The sequence below is a fragment of the Microbacterium sp. SD291 genome (assembly GCF_017355365.1).
In the GTDB taxonomy this organism is placed as follows: Bacteria; Actinomycetota; Actinomycetes; order Actinomycetales; family Microbacteriaceae; genus Microbacterium.
In genome coordinates this window covers 1-12,887 of the sequence record NZ_JADIJR010000050.1, presented here as the reverse complement: position 1 = coordinate 12,887, position 12,887 = coordinate 1, and the positions used below count along the sequence as shown (strand labels likewise).

General features: G+C 70.0%; 15 protein-coding genes and 1 tRNA gene. 10 read left to right on the top strand and 6 right to left on the bottom strand.

The window, feature by feature from the left end:
* The first annotated feature begins 93 nt into the window (after positions 1 to 93).
* Together rdgB and IPV10_RS16280 are read left to right on the top strand one after the other, a co-directional pair.
* Positions 94 to 687 carry an RdgB/HAM1 family non-canonical purine NTP pyrophosphatase gene (gene rdgB, locus IPV10_RS16285; RefSeq protein ID WP_207485622.1) on the top strand — a complete coding sequence of 198 codons (594 nt, stop codon included), beginning with the start codon at positions 94 to 96 and terminating at the stop codon, positions 685 to 687.
* A gap of 75 nt (positions 688 to 762) precedes the next feature.
* Positions 763 to 1,683, top strand: a complete 921-nt coding sequence (locus tag IPV10_RS16280) for a cation diffusion facilitator family transporter (RefSeq protein WP_207485620.1) — start codon at positions 763 to 765, stop codon at positions 1,681 to 1,683.
* Positions 1,684 to 1,687: 4 nt separating this feature from the next.
* On the opposite strand, the gene IPV10_RS16275 is transcribed toward IPV10_RS16280, so the two are convergent.
* The gene (locus IPV10_RS16275; protein ID WP_207485618.1) at positions 1,688 to 4,108 is read right to left on the bottom strand and encodes an ATP-dependent DNA ligase; all 2,421 of its coding nucleotides are present in this window, start codon (positions 4,106 to 4,108) and stop codon (positions 1,688 to 1,690) included.
* Positions 4,109 to 4,166: 58 nt separating this feature from the next.
* Between IPV10_RS16275 and IPV10_RS16270 the strand changes: the two genes are divergently transcribed.
* Positions 4,167 to 5,033 carry a Ku protein gene (locus tag IPV10_RS16270; RefSeq protein ID WP_207485616.1) on the top strand — a complete coding sequence of 289 codons (867 nt, stop codon included), beginning with the start codon at positions 4,167 to 4,169 and terminating at the stop codon, positions 5,031 to 5,033.
* Between the two features lie 9 nt (positions 5,034 to 5,042).
* Here IPV10_RS16270 and IPV10_RS16265 read toward each other — a convergent pair whose 3' ends face one another.
* From IPV10_RS16265 to IPV10_RS16255, 3 genes are all read right to left on the bottom strand, one after another.
* A complete protein-coding gene (locus tag IPV10_RS16265) occupies positions 5,043 to 5,792 on the bottom strand; it encodes a DedA family protein (RefSeq protein ID WP_207485614.1) in 750 nt (249 codons plus the stop codon).
* 57 nt (positions 5,793 to 5,849) lie between these two features.
* Positions 5,850 to 5,931 (bottom strand) — tRNA-Leu (locus tag IPV10_RS16260).
* 45 nt (positions 5,932 to 5,976) lie between these two features.
* Positions 5,977 to 6,198, bottom strand: coding sequence for a hypothetical protein (locus tag IPV10_RS16255; RefSeq protein ID WP_207485613.1), 222 nt, complete (start codon positions 6,196 to 6,198; stop codon positions 5,977 to 5,979).
* Between the two features lie 69 nt (positions 6,199 to 6,267).
* Here IPV10_RS16255 and IPV10_RS16250 point away from each other — a divergent pair, with 69 nt between their 5' ends.
* From IPV10_RS16250 to IPV10_RS16220, 7 genes are read left to right on the top strand one after another with little or no spacing between them, the layout of a single operon-like run.
* Entirely contained in the window at positions 6,268 to 7,461 is a 1,194-nt protein-coding gene (locus tag IPV10_RS16250) for an ATPase, T2SS/T4P/T4SS family (RefSeq protein ID WP_307861163.1), read from the top strand.
* Positions 7,458 to 8,315: a type II secretion system F family protein gene (locus tag IPV10_RS16245; RefSeq protein ID WP_207485611.1), complete on the top strand. Its 858-nt coding sequence runs from the start codon at positions 7,458 to 7,460 to the stop codon at positions 8,313 to 8,315. The genes IPV10_RS16250 and IPV10_RS16245 overlap by 4 nt, the downstream gene beginning before the upstream one ends.
* Complete coding sequence (locus IPV10_RS16240; RefSeq protein WP_207485609.1) at positions 8,312 to 9,250, top strand: type II secretion system F family protein; 939 nt, start codon at positions 8,312 to 8,314, stop codon at positions 9,248 to 9,250. The genes IPV10_RS16245 and IPV10_RS16240 overlap by 4 nt, the downstream gene beginning before the upstream one ends.
* Before the next feature lie 22 nt (positions 9,251 to 9,272).
* The gene (locus IPV10_RS16235; protein WP_207485607.1) at positions 9,273 to 9,470 is read left to right on the top strand and encodes a hypothetical protein; all 198 of its coding nucleotides are present in this window, start codon (positions 9,273 to 9,275) and stop codon (positions 9,468 to 9,470) included.
* A gap of 1 nt (position 9,471) precedes the next feature.
* Positions 9,472 to 9,873 carry a TadE/TadG family type IV pilus assembly protein gene (locus IPV10_RS16230; RefSeq protein WP_207485605.1) on the top strand — a complete coding sequence of 134 codons (402 nt, stop codon included), beginning with the start codon at positions 9,472 to 9,474 and terminating at the stop codon, positions 9,871 to 9,873.
* Positions 9,842 to 10,297, top strand: coding sequence for a TadE family protein (locus tag IPV10_RS16225; protein ID WP_207485603.1), 456 nt, complete (start codon positions 9,842 to 9,844; stop codon positions 10,295 to 10,297). The genes IPV10_RS16230 and IPV10_RS16225 overlap by 32 nt, the downstream gene beginning before the upstream one ends.
* On the top strand, positions 10,294 to 10,716 hold the full coding sequence (locus IPV10_RS16220) for a pilus assembly protein TadG-related protein (protein ID WP_307861162.1): 423 nt from the start codon (positions 10,294 to 10,296) through the stop codon (positions 10,714 to 10,716). Before IPV10_RS16225 ends, IPV10_RS16220 begins: the two co-directional genes overlap by 4 nt.
* 6 nt (positions 10,717 to 10,722) lie before the next feature.
* Here the strand turns inward: IPV10_RS16220 and IPV10_RS16215 are convergent, their stop codons facing one another.
* Positions 10,723 to 11,268 (bottom strand): NUDIX domain-containing protein, encoded by a 546-nt coding sequence (locus IPV10_RS16215; protein WP_307861161.1) that lies wholly within the window; start codon positions 11,266 to 11,268, stop codon positions 10,723 to 10,725.
* Complete coding sequence (locus tag IPV10_RS16210) at positions 11,265 to 12,500, bottom strand: MFS transporter (RefSeq protein ID WP_207485624.1); 1,236 nt, start codon at positions 12,498 to 12,500, stop codon at positions 11,265 to 11,267. The genes IPV10_RS16215 and IPV10_RS16210 overlap by 4 nt, the downstream gene beginning before the upstream one ends.
* Positions 12,501 to 12,887 lie beyond the last annotated feature (387 nt).

Below are 12,887 nucleotides of genomic sequence, written 5' to 3'. Positions count from 1 at the left end.
CGCTCTGCTCGAACTCGGCGTCGCAGGCTGTGCGGACCTCAAGGACCAGCAGCTGAAGGCGCTCGCCCCTTCGACAGGGTCAGGGACCCAGGGATGAGGATCGTCCTCGCCACGCACAATCCGCACAAGGTCGCGGAGTTCCAGCAGATCGTCGCGAAGACACGGCCCGATCTGGAGGTCGTCGCGTACGACGGCCCCGAGCCAGTGGAAGACGGCGTGACGTTCGCCGAGAACGCCCTGATCAAGGCGCGAGCGGCATCCGCGCACACCGGGCTCGCGGCGCTCGCCGATGACTCGGGGATCTGCGTCGACGTGCTCGGCGGGTCGCCTGGCGTGTTCTCGGCGTACTGGGCGGGGCAGCGGAAGGATGCCGCAGCGAACCTCGAGCTGCTGCTCGACCAGCTCCGCGACATCGCCGACCCCCATCGCGCCGCGCACTTCAACTCCACGATCGCGCTGGTGACGCCCGACGGGCAGGAGCACGTGGTCGTGGGCAACTGGCCCGGCCGGCTCGCGCACCAGGCGTCGGGTGGCGGCGGCTTCGGCTACGATCCGATCTTCATCCCCGACGGACAGCAGGCGGGCGCAGAGCGCACCGTGGGCGACTTCACGGCCGAGGAGAAGCAGGCGCAGTCTCATCGTGCCCGCGCGTTCGCCGAGCTCGTACCGCTGCTCGTAGGGCTCTGACTACTGAGAATCAGCATCATTCCCGACTAGCCGCGATCGGGCTTCGCGCCCGAACGCCCGGTCTAGCCTGGACACATGCACGATCACGCACCAGCAGCCGGCGGCATCCGCTCGGCGAGCCATCGCCGTCTGCTGGCGATCTCGCTGAGCCTCACCGCCACGATCATGGTCGTGCAGATCGTGGGGGCGGCGCTCACCGGCTCGCTCGCGCTCCTCGCCGACGCCGCGCACATGTTCACGGATGCCTCGGCGCTCGTGATCGCGCTGATCGCCGCGGCCGTGGCCGCCCGCCCCGCCGATGACCGCCGGACCTTCGGGTACCAGCGGGCCGAGGTCTTCGGCGCCCTGATCAACGCCGTCATCCTGATCGTGCTCGCCGGCTGGGTGGGCATCGAGGCGGTCGGCCGGCTGATCGACCCCGGCGAGGTGGAGGTCGCCGGCGGACTCATGCTCGTTGTCGCCGTGGTCGGTCTCGTGGCCAACGCGATCTCGATGTGGCTGCTCAGCCGCGCGCAGCGCTCGAGCATCAACGTACGCGGCGCCTACCTGGAGGTCATGGGCGACCTGATCGGCTCGGCGATGGTGATCCTCGCCGCGATCGTGATCGTGACGACGGGATGGATGCCGGCGGATGCCATCGCCTCCCTGTTCATCGCGGTCATGATCATCCCTCGGGCGATCTCGCTGCTGCGCGAGGTGTTCTCGGTCCTCGCCGAGTCGGCGCCCAAGGGAACGGCAGTGAGCGAGATCCGTCAGCATCTGCTCGACTACGAGGGCGTCGTCGGCGTGCACGACGTGCACGTGTGGCAGCTCACCCGCGGCGCGCCGGTCTTCAGCGCCCACGTCAGCGTCGCACCAGCCCTGCTCGCCGACGGACGCTCGGCGAAGCTGCTCACCGATCTGCAGATCTGCCTCGCGGAGCACTTCGACGTCGAGCACTCGACGTTCCAGATCGAGCCGGCCGAGGAGTCCGACTGCGAGCCGCACCACGCCTGACCGTTCAGCTCTCGCGCACGACCTCGTCCGGGGACTTGTCGGGGCGGAGCCCTCGCCATCTGGCGTGACGCAGGATGCCGTCGGGCGTCCAGTTCGCGAACTCCACCTCGCCGACAAGCTCGGCACGCACCCACAGCGCGTCGGAGGCGTCGGGCGCGGGCACGCCGTCGAGGGGCGCCGCATCGATGCGCAGCGGCTCGAGCCGGGTCCTCAGGTCGTGCAGCGTGCGCTGGGTGAATCCGCTGCCGACGCGCCCGACGTAGCGCAGCCGGCCGCCGTCGGGCACGGCGAGCAGCAGCGAGCCGATATCGCCGTCGCGGTCGCCCTTGCCCGGCCGGATGCCGACGATCACCGCCTCCTGCGTGAGCGTGTGCTTGAGCTTCAGCCATGACGGCGAGCGGACCCCCGGGCGGTACGCGGAGCCCGGATCCTTGACGACGACGCCCTCGAGTCCGAGCGCCGAGCTCGTCTCCAGCGCCGCATCGACGTCCTCGAACACCGGCGGCACGACGACCGGGGCATCCAGGTCGTGCGCGATGCTCTCCAGCAGCTCCCGCCGGTCGCGGAGGGGGAGGCCTTCGACATCGTGACCGTCGAGTCGCAGCAGATCGAACAGGTGGTACGCGACAGGGGTGCGCACGACCTCGCGCTCGATCTCACGCGCATTGGTCAGATGCATCCTGTTCTGCAGGCGGCTGAAGCTCGGCATCCCCGCGGCGTCGAAGGCCACGATCTCGCCGTCCACGATCGCCTCGTCGACGGCGAAGCCGGGTGCGCCGTCGGCCGTGAGCTCCGGATAGCGGGCGGTGATGTCCGTGCCGGAGCGCGCCTGCAGCGTCATCCGTCCGTCCCGCCACACGCCGATCGCGCGGATGCCGTCCCACTTGATCTCCGCCCAGCCGGGGTCGCTCAGCCGCCGTGCGACGGCGGGCGATCCGTTCTCGGCGAGCATCGGGCGCACGGCGGGTGCGGCCGATCCGGCAGCGGACCCGCCGGACGGGGGCCCTGCCGGCGGCCGTCTCCGCGGTTTCGGATGCTCGGCGTGCGGCCCCGAGCGCTCCTTCATCCGGTGCAGCAGCCACGACGACTTCTCGCCCTCGCCCTCCGTGCGGATGAGCGCGAGTCGGACGCTGCCGAGGGGGCCGCCTGAGCGCCCCGTGAAGGTGCCGATCACTTCGTCATCGCGCCACTTCTCCAGCTCCACCGTTCCGGTGTCCCAGACCGTCATCCCGCCGGCGCCGTACTCGCCGGCGGGAATCGTCCCCGCGAAGGTGAGGTACTCCATCGGGTGCGGCTCCGTCATCACCGCGAGATGGTTGCGGTCGGCGGTCTCCGGCACGCCCTTCGGCACAGCCCAGCTGACGAGCACCCCGCGGTCTTCGATGCGCACGTCGTAGTGCAGGCGGCGCGCGTGGTGCTCCTGGATCACGAAGCGTCGCGTCATGCCGCCCGCCGCCGCGACGACGCGCTCGGGCATGGGCTCCGGGGTCCGCTCGGCATCCCTCTTCGCCAGGTACGGGGCGAGCAGATGGTCGCCGTGCGGGCGCAGCGGCTCGAGCGGATCGATGCCGTCGGTCACCCTCTGCAGCACCTCGTCCATCTCGAGGTGGCGGAGACCAGGGGACTCCAGCTCCTCCCAGGTGCGGGGTGCGGCGACCCACGGCCGGGCGCGGCCGCGGAGCGAATAGGGCGAGATCGTCGTCTTCTTGCCGTTGTTCTGGCTCCAGTCGAGGAAGACCTTGCCGGTGCGCTCGGTCTTGGCCATGGTGCTGGTGGCGAGATCGGGATGCTCGTTCTCGATGAGCCGTGCGAGCTCCTTGACGACGGCGGAGATCTCGTCACTGGTCTGCGCGCCCGGGAGGGCGGCATACAGGTGGATGCCCTTGCTGCCGCTGGTGACCGGCAGCGGGTCGAGGCCGATGCCGGTCAGGATGTCGCGGGCGATCACCGCGATCGCGGCGCACTGGGCGAGCTCGACGCCGGGGCCAGGGTCGAGGTCCAGCACGAGACGGTCGGGATTGCCCGGCAGCCCGCGCTGGTCGAACCGCCACTGCGGCACATGCAGCTCGATCGCCGCGACCTGGGCCAGCCAGACCAGGGTGGGGACGTCTCGGACGAGCGGGTACTCCTTCGGGCCGTCGGAGTGCTGGATCGGCTGACGGGGGATCCAATCGGGGGCACCGGGCTCGAGCTGCTTCGTGAAGAACGCATCGGCCGGAGCATCCGCCGTGCCGACGCCCTCCACCCAGCGCTTCCGCGTGACAGGACGGCCCTCGAGCAGGGGGAGCAGGAAGGGTGCGATCTGCGAGTAGTACGCGATGATCTCGCCCTTGGTGGTGCCGGTCTCGGGGTAGACGATCTTCTCGAGGTTCGTGATGCGCAGGCGGCGGCCCTCGACCTGCACGACCTGAGCGTCTCCGACCATGGAGCCAGCGTAGTCATGGGGCTGGCCGCGACGGGTGCGCCTGGTGTCTACTGGTGTGATGAGGACGATCTGGAAGGGCGCGCTGACCTTCGGTCTCGTGAATGTGCCGGTGAAGGTGTACTCGGCGACGGAGGACCATGACGTGCCGCTGCATCAGGTGCATGAGAAGGACGGCGGCCGCATCCGGTACCAGCGCACCTGCGAGGTGTGCGGTGAGACCGTGGCGTACGCCGACATCGACAGGGCCTACGTCGACGACGGGCAGACGGTCGTGCTCACCAAGGAGGACCTCGCGGCGCTCCCGGCCGAGAAGAGCCGCGAGATCGACGTGGTGGAGTTCGTGCCGTCCGATCAGGTCGACCTGCTCACGCTCGACAAGCCTTACTACCTCGAGCCGGACTCCAAGTCGCCGAAGGCGTACGTGCTGCTGCGGAAGACGCTCGAGCAGACCGACCGCACCGCGATCGTGCGGTTCACGCTGCGGCAGAAGACGCGTCTCGCCGCACTCAGGGTGCGCGGCAAGGTGCTCGTGCTGCAGACGCTGCTGTGGTCCGACGAGGTGCGCGAGGCGTCATTCCCCTCACTCGACGAGGACGTCACGATCTCGAAGAAGGAGCTGGAGCTGTCGTCGTCGCTCGTCGAGAGCTACTCGGCTGACTTCGACCCCGAGGCGTTCGTCGACGAGTACCAGAAGGAGCTTCGCACACTCATCGACGCCAAGATCGAAGCCGGCGACACGTTCGACGTCGCCGAGACGTTCGGCGAGGAGGATGCCGGCGCCAAGGGCGGCGAGGTCATCGACCTGATGGAGGCGCTGCGCGCCAGCGTCGCCCGCTCGAAGGAGAAGAAGGGTGCGGCCGGCAAGGGCGACGCCGACGACGTTCCGGAGAAGAAGACCGAGAAGACGACGAAGAAGGCGGGCTGACGCGCGGCGTCAGTTCTTCTTGTCGTCGCCGTCGAGGTCGAGCGCCAGAGCCTGCGCCTCGGCGGCATCCGTCACGACGTCCTCGCCAGCGGCGGCGGCCTTCTTCGCCTTATAGCGCTCGGACAGGTAGTGCCACAGGGTGACCACCGCGGTGCCGCCGACCGCGGCGAGCAGGATGAGGTCGATGTAGCTCTCGACGAATTCGGCGACCGGCGGGATGAAGCCGATGACGTAGCCGAAGACGGTGAGGCCGAAGCCCCACAGCACGGCGCCGATGAGGTTGTAGAGCGTGTACTTGCGCCACGGCATGTGGCCGACGCCGGCCGCGACCGGAGCGAACGTGCGGACGATCGGCACGAAGCGCGCGAGGATCACGGTGATGCCGCCGAAGCGCTCGAAGAACGCGTTCGTGCGCTCGACGTTCTTGCGGCTGAAGACGCCCGATTCCTTGCGCTCGAAGACCGCCGGCCCGCCCTTGTGGCCGATGAGATATCCGACCTCACCTCCTACGAACGCGGACAATCCGATGAGCAGTGCCACGACCCAGACGTTCACTCCGAAGACGCCGTTCGGCAGCGTGGCGGACGAGTGCGAGAGCAGTCCTGCGATCACCAGGAGCGTGTCACCGGGGAGGAGGAAGCCGACGAGCAGACCGGTCTCCGCGAAGACGATGAAGCACACCACGAGGAGCGCCCAGGGGCCGGCCGTGCCGATGATGGTGGCGGGGTCGAGCCAGGGGATGAGTGCGGCGTGATGCATGGTTTTCCCGTCGAGAGGCGGTCAAGACATCGGTCGCCGGAGCATGCGACCGATCAGTGCGGAAGGTGGGACTTGAACCCACACGCCCTAGGGCACAGGAACCTAAATCCTGCGTGTCTGCCAATTTCACCACTCCCGCGCGGTGGAATCAGTCTACTGACAGGAGAAACTCTCATTCTGGGGATCAGCCCGCAGTGTCCGGCAGCATCAGTGCCACGATCTCGTCGATCGATCGACCTGTTGCGAGCCGGAAGAGGCCGGCGACTCGGATCTCGGGTGATGCCTTCTCGAGCACGGCGCTCAGCATGGTGCCCGCCACCACGGGAAGGTCGTAGGCGTGCGGCTTCGCATCGTCGCCCATGGCGACGCTGTCACGGTCGACGCGCATGGTGATCTGCAGGGTCATGAGAACGACGCTGGCCCAGGCTGTGGATAACTTCCGAGGCGGATTCCCGATTCTTGCGAGGATGCTCGGGTGAGTCATCCGTCTGTCATCGTCGCCGAGCGCGTGCGGCTGCGACTGCGCGCGGAGAGGACCGATCCGTCGCTCGACCCGGATGCGGCGCTGCGCATCGCACAGGCCGAGGTGCGCCGCCACAACGACCACGCGCTGTCCCGCGGTGAGCGGCTGATCGACGACGAGACGCGGTGCGTCCGCGATGTGCTCGCGGCTGTGAGCGGGTTCGGCGCCCTGCAGCCCCTGCTGGACGACCCCGAGATCGAGGAGATCTGGCTGAACGGTCCGCAGCGCGTGCACGTGGCGCGTGGCGGGGTCGCCGAGCGGATCGACCTGCAGTTGACCGAGGCGACGCTACGCGACCTCGTCGAGCGGATGCTGCAGTCGACGGGGCGCCGCGTGGACATCAGCCAGCCGTTCGTCGACGCGTCGCTGCCAGACGGCTCGCGCCTGCACGTCGCGATCGCCGATGTGGTGCGCGGATCGTGGGCCGTGAACATCCGCAAGTTCCTTCCGAGGTATCGCTCGCTGGAGGCGCTCACCGCGCAGGGCGCCGTGCCCGTCGAGGTCGCCTCGACTCTCCGACGGGCGATGCGCGAGGGGAGGAGCGTGATCGTCTCCGGTGCGACGCACGCCGGGAAGACGACCCTGCTGGCTGCCCTGCTGGCCTCCTGTGCCAAGGAGCAGCGGATCATCACGGTGGAGGAGACATTCGAGCTCGCCGTCGACGGCCCCGATCTGGTCGCACTGCAGGGAAGGCAGGCGAGCCTCGAAGGGACGGGCGAGATCACGCTGCGCCGACTCGTCAAGGAAGCGCTGCGAATGCGCCCGGATCGCCTCGTCGTCGGCGAGGTGCGAGACGCCGAGGCGCTCGACCTGGTCCTCGCGCTCAACACCGGAGTGCCGGGCGCAGCCACGGTCCACGCGAACTCGGCGGCCGAGGCGCTGGACAAGCTGACGCTCCTGCCGCTGCTGGCCGGACGCAACATCGACAGGTCGTTCATCGCGCCGGCGCTCGCCGCAGCGGTCGACCTCGTCGTGCACTGCGTCCGCGACGCGGCAGGCGTGCGCCGGGTGCAGGAGGTGATCGCACCGACGGGTGAGATCGTCGACGGCCGGATCATCACGACGACGGTGTATCAGCGCGCCGCAGACGCCCCGTCGATCGTGCCGACGCGTGGCGACCTCCGTCGCGTCGAGGTCGGCTCATGACGGTGCTGCTCGGCGCGCTCCTCGCGGCCGGACTCCTGCTGTGCGCCTCGCCGTGGCTCTGGCCGGTGCGTGCGCCCGGTGAGCGGATCCGACGTCGCGGCCGGCTCGTCAGGCTGATCGAGGAGGCGGGTCTCGGGACTCTCGAGCAGCGCGTCGTCGTCGCCGCGATCATCGCGTTCGCGGTCGCCGCGGCATCCGTCGTCTGGCTGCTCACCGGCATCCCGATCCTCGCCCTGCTCGCCGCAGTGGCAGGCGGCTCGGCTCCGGTGCTCCTCCTTCGCGCTCGCCGCCTGCGACTTCGGAAGGTGCGCCGCCAGCTCTGGCCCGACGTCTGCGACCTGCTCATCGCCTCGATCAGGGTCGGGCTGTCGCTGCCCGACGCGGTGGCCAGCCTCGCGGAGTCGGCTCCGTCGATGCTGCGGCCGGCGTTCGCGGTGTTCGCCCGCGATCTTCACGCGACCGGGCGGTTCGAGACGAGTCTCGATCGGCTGAAGACCTCTCTCGCCGACCCGATCGCCGACCGCATCATCGAGACTCTGCGGATGGCGCGTCAGGTGGGCGGCACCGAGCTCACCGGTGTGCTGCGCGCACTGTCCGCCTCGGTGCGGGCGGATGCGGCGCTGCGCGGCGAGGTCGAAGCGCGGCAGTCATGGATCCGGGGTGCGGCGGTGCTCGGGGCCGTCGCGCCCTGGATCATCCTCGGCCTGCTGGTGATGCGGCCCGAAGGAGCCTCCGCATACGGCACACCGGAGGGCGTGCTCGTGATCTGCGCGGGTGCTGCCATCTCCGTCTTCGCGTACCGCATCATGATCCGGATCGGACGGCTCCCCGAACCGGGACGGTGGTTCGGATGAACGGTGCCACCGCGATGGCAGTCGCCGTCCTCACCGGGGGAGCGCTCGCCGCCGGCGTCCTCTGCATCCTCGCCGCACTGCCGCGCTGGCGTGCGGCCTCCCTGACGTCCCGCATCGCACCGTACCTGCGCGATGTCGTCGCCGACGGCGACCTTCCGCGCGGCGCCCTGCCGCGGATGGCACCGCTGCCCAGCGGCAGAAACTCGGTCCGACAGCGCGTGCAGGTGGCCTTCGACGGCATGCTCGGCGGAGGCGAGGCGCTGCGGCACCGGCTGGCGCAGGCGGGGATGCCGGCCGAACCCGCCGCCTTCCGCGCTCGTCAGCTGGGCTGGGCGCTCGCGGGCACCGGCGTCGGTGCGGTCGTGCTGATCGCGCTCGTGCTCACAGGGCGGATGACGGTGCCGGTGGCGCTCCTGCCCCTGCTGTTCGGGGCCGTGGCGGCGGTCGTCTTCGACATGCTGCTGACAGCGAGGGCGAAGGCGCGCCGCGCTCGGCTGACCGACGAGCTGCCGACCACGCTCGAGTTCCTCGCGCTCTGCCTCTCGGCCGGTGAGGGCTTCCTCGATGCGCTCCGCCGCGTGGCGGCGATCGGGTCGGGGGAGCTCACCGGGGAACTTCGCCAGGTGGTCCTCGCCGTCGGGACCGGCTCGCCGCTCGCCGATGCGCTCGGAGAGATGTCCTCCCGGCTGCAACTGCCGGGGCTCTCGCGGGCGGTCGATCAGGTCACCGCCGCACTGGAGCACGGGGCGCCGCTCGCCGGTGTCCTGCACGCGCAGGCGGGAGACGCGCGCGAGGACGCCAAGCGCGTGCTGATCGAGCAGGCCGGCCGCAAGGAGATCTTGATGCTCCTGCCGCTGGTCTTCCTGATCCTGCCGATGAGCGTGCTCTTCGCCATCTACCCCGGACTCTTCATTCTGCGACTCGGCATCGGCTGAGCGCGCCACCGAAAGGACGATCATGACGACACTGCGACGCTGGCGCAGGAGCGCCGCCGACTGGATGCGTGACCTCGCGAACGACGAACGCGGCGATGTGCCGGGATGGGTCCTGGTGACGCTCATGACCGCGGGGCTGGTCGTCGTGATCTGGGCGGTGGCGGGGCCCGCGCTGAGCGCGCTGTTCGAGCAGGCGATCCAGCGGGTCTCCGGCCTCTGAGATGACACTGCGTCGCGAGCTCGAGGACGAGCGCGGGTCGAGCCCGGTGGAGTTCGTGCTGGTCGGCACGCTGCTCACGCTGCTCACCCTCGCCGTGCTGCAGCTCGCGCTCGCCGTCTACGTCCGCAACGTGGTGCACGATGCAGCCGTCGAGGGGGCGCACTACGCCGCACTCGCGGACACCGCTCCCGCCGAAGGCGCAGATGTCGCACGTCAGGCGATCACTCGAGCGGTCGGCGCCTCCTACGCCGAGGACGTCACCGTCGGCACCTCCGAGGAACTCGGCCACGCCACGATCGAGGTGCATGTCCGGACGACCCTGCCCGTGATCGGCCTGATCGGCATCCCGTACGCGCTGGAGGTGGAAGCGCATGCCCCGATGGAGTCGCTGGGCGACGAATGACGACGGCTCGGCGGCACTCGAGTTCATCACCGTCGGCGTCATCCTTCTCGTGCCACTCGTCTACCTCATCGTCGCGCTCGGGGTCATCCAGGAGCAGACCCTCGGCGTCGAGGCCGCGGCACGCCACACGGCCCGTGTGGTGGCGCTGGCGCCGGATGCCGCGACCGCCGAGGCTCGCAGCCAACGCGTGCTCGCCGGGATCATCGACGAGTACGGACTCGCCGCGGATGCCGTCGAGGTGTCGATGACGTGCTCCCCGGCCGGTGCGGAATGCCCGTCCGCCGGATCGACCATCATCGTGACGATCGGCACCCGTGTCGGGCTTCCGCTGATGCCGCCGATCTTCGGGCTCGATCGCGCGGTCGCGATCCCGGTCGAGGCGTCGGCGGTGCAGAAGGTGTCACGGCTGTGGGGTGACGGATGAGCATGAGACCCCGCGGCGCGAACGAGGACGGCAGCGTGCTGCTGCTCACACTCGGGTACGCACTGCTCGCACTCGCCGTGATCTTCGTCTGCGTCTGCGCGACCGACCTGTACATCGCCCAGAAGAGGCTGGATTCGCTCGCCGACTCGGCCGCGCTCGCCGGAGCCGACGGCTTCACGATCGAGGTGGACGGTGAGCAGGTGCACGCCGAGCTCACGGACGAGGGCGTGCAGGAGCAGGCCGCGGCACTGCTCGCGGCGATGCCGGGCGACGCGACGCTCGTCGCCGCCGACACCCCGGACGGACTCTCCGCCCGCGTCATGCTCGCGGGCTCCTGGCATCCGCCGCTGTTCTCTCCGTTCGTGCCGGACGGCGTCCCGCTGCAGGCGACGGGCACCAGCCGCACCGCGCTGCAGTAGCCGTCGTCAGGCGTCGAGCCGCGCGCGCAGCCGGCGCACGCGCCCCTCGAACCCGTCCGGCACGGCGGCGGGAAGCGCGTCGACCGGCCACCAGCGCACGTCCTCCGACTCGTGGCTCACAGTGAGCGCGGCATCCGCCGTGACCACGAACGCGACGCCGATGTCGAGGTGGGAGGCGCACCTCCCGAACGCCGACGACAGCGCATGGTGGTCGAGGTCGTACACGGGTGAGGTCGTCGCCGTCGCCGTCACGCCGGTCTCCTCACGGAGCTCCCGCGCGGCGGCATCCACCACGGATGCGTCTCCGGGCTCGTGGTGGCCGCCGGGCTGCACCCAGAACCGGCCCTTGCCATGGAAGACGAGAAGAGTGCGGGTCAGGGTCGGATCGAATACGAGAGCTGACGCGGTCGCGTGGTCCGGACCATGATCGCGTGCGACCGGTCCGTGATCATCGGGGAAGAAGCCGGCGAAATCCGCTTGCGCCGACCGCTCGTGATCCGAGAGAGGCTCGAATCCCGTGACCAGCCGCCGTAGTTCGGCCGCGATGCTCACTTCTCGGACTCCGGCGCCGCGCGCGGGACGAACCGCGGGATCCACCGCAGGAACCCGCCGGCGCCGACGATGCCGACCGCGCCCATGACAGCAGCCGCGACGGGCAGAGACGCCAGCGCGATGATCGCCGAGATGAGCAGCGGGGCGAGCGCGCCACCGGCATCCGTCAGCGTCCGCCACGACCCGAGGAAGGCGGCCGGCTCCTGCTTCGGTGCGACGTCGGCGCCCAAGGTGAGCAGGATGCCGCTGGAGAGGCCGTTGCCGACGCCGAGCACTGCGGCGAACATGCCGAACCAGAGCGCCGCGTCGTCGAGGTCATGCGTGAACGACAATGCGAGGAACCCCGCGCCCATCAGCACCATCGCGGGCATCGCCGCCCACAGCCTGCCGAAGCGGTCCATCACCTGGCCGCTCGCGTAGAACAGCGCGAAGTCGATCGCGCCGGACACGCCGACGACCAGCGCGATCGTGGAGGCGTCGAGCCCGAGCGACAGCCCCCAGAGTGGAAGCACCACCTGGCGTGCCGATCGCACAGCCGACAGCGAGGCCGCCGCGAGTCCGAGCCGGCTCAGCACGCCGCGCTGCTGCCACATGGTGCGGAAGATCCCCGAGCGCTCGACGGTCGGGATGGAGCCGCTGACGGCCTCGCCGGTGTCCTCGATGATCGGCGTCGTCCTCGTGACGGCCACGGCGGTGATCGTCTTCTCGGGGTCGGGCCCGAGCAGCACCAGGAGCACCATTGCGACCAGGCAGCTGAGGAAGAACCAGATCGCCGCCGCCTCCGAGCCGAAGAGCTGCAGCAGCCCCGCGGCGATGAACGGGCCGATGAAGAAACCGAGGCGGAAGCTGCCGCCGAGCAGCGACAGCGCCCTCGCCCGGAAGTCGATCGGCACCCGCGTCGTCATGAACGCGTGGCGGGCCAGTCCGAATGCTGCGGCGCAGAACCCCAGAAGGAAAACGGATGCCGCCAGCACGCCGAGCGACGGTGCGAGCACCATCCCGACGCCGGCGGCGATCGCGACGAGACCCGCGACGACCATCGTCACCCGCTCGCCGACCCGCGCCACGGCCCAGCCGGCCGGCAGATTGCCGCCGAGCTGCCCGACGACGAGTGCCGAGGTGACGAGCGCCGCGAGCGCCACGTCAGCGCCCATCGACGCCGCGATCACCGGGATGAGGGGGATCACCGCCCCCTCGCCGAGGGAGAACAGGATGGTCGGGAGGTACACCATCGGCCCGAACCGTCTGAGGACCGAGGATGCGCTGCTCACGCTGTTCACGCTACTCGCTCCGGTTCGGATCGCTGAGCCGGGCGAAGCCGAGTGACGGGAAGCGCGAGCTCACCCGAGCCGCGGGTATTCGCCCGCGGCTGCCTCGCGAGGTCGTCTACCGTGAACGCCCGCCAGATCACGCGGATCGAAGGTGTCCGTCGCTTCGGCCGTTCGCAGACGGGCGAGGCGCGACGACATTCATCGGCCGGGTGGGCCGGTGGTGGCGAGGGCTTCGCCGAGTGTTGGCCTCGGGGTGCGCCATTTCCGGTCGGGGTCCCACCAGGCCGGGCCCCGGATCTGCGGGATGCCGTTTTGCATGCGGATCTCCCATTCGGAGTGGTCCAGGGA

What these genes read in the sequence shown, in the direction of transcription:
- IPV10_RS16270 (WP_207485616.1), top strand. Translation starts at nt 4,167, where the DNA reads ATGAGGACGATCTGGAAGGGCGCGCTGACCTTCGGTCTCGTGAATGTG.
- IPV10_RS16275 (WP_207485618.1), bottom strand. Translation starts at nt 4,108, where the DNA reads ATGGTCGGAGACGCTCAGGTCGTGCAGGTCGAGGGCCGCCGCCTGCGC.
- IPV10_RS16220 (WP_307861162.1), top strand. Translation starts at nt 10,294, where the DNA reads ATGAGCATGAGACCCCGCGGCGCGAACGAGGACGGCAGCGTGCTGCTG.
- IPV10_RS16225 (WP_207485603.1), top strand. Translation starts at nt 9,842, where the DNA reads ATGCCCCGATGGAGTCGCTGGGCGACGAATGACGACGGCTCGGCGGCA.
- IPV10_RS16265 (WP_207485614.1), bottom strand. Translation starts at nt 5,792, where the DNA reads ATGCATCACGCCGCACTCATCCCCTGGCTCGACCCCGCCACCATCATC.
- IPV10_RS16210 (WP_207485624.1), bottom strand. Translation starts at nt 12,500, where the DNA reads ATGGTGTACCTCCCGACCATCCTGTTCTCCCTCGGCGAGGGGGCGGTG.
- IPV10_RS16230 (WP_207485605.1), top strand. Translation starts at nt 9,472, where the DNA reads ATGACACTGCGTCGCGAGCTCGAGGACGAGCGCGGGTCGAGCCCGGTG.
- IPV10_RS16245 (WP_207485611.1), top strand. Translation starts at nt 7,458, where the DNA reads ATGACGGTGCTGCTCGGCGCGCTCCTCGCGGCCGGACTCCTGCTGTGC.
- IPV10_RS16240 (WP_207485609.1), top strand. Translation starts at nt 8,312, where the DNA reads ATGAACGGTGCCACCGCGATGGCAGTCGCCGTCCTCACCGGGGGAGCG.
- rdgB (WP_207485622.1), top strand. Translation starts at nt 94, where the DNA reads ATGAGGATCGTCCTCGCCACGCACAATCCGCACAAGGTCGCGGAGTTC.
- IPV10_RS16235 (WP_207485607.1), top strand. Translation starts at nt 9,273, where the DNA reads ATGACGACACTGCGACGCTGGCGCAGGAGCGCCGCCGACTGGATGCGT.
- IPV10_RS16255 (WP_207485613.1), bottom strand. Translation starts at nt 6,198, where the DNA reads ATGACCCTGCAGATCACCATGCGCGTCGACCGTGACAGCGTCGCCATG.
- IPV10_RS16280 (WP_207485620.1), top strand. Translation starts at nt 763, where the DNA reads ATGCACGATCACGCACCAGCAGCCGGCGGCATCCGCTCGGCGAGCCAT.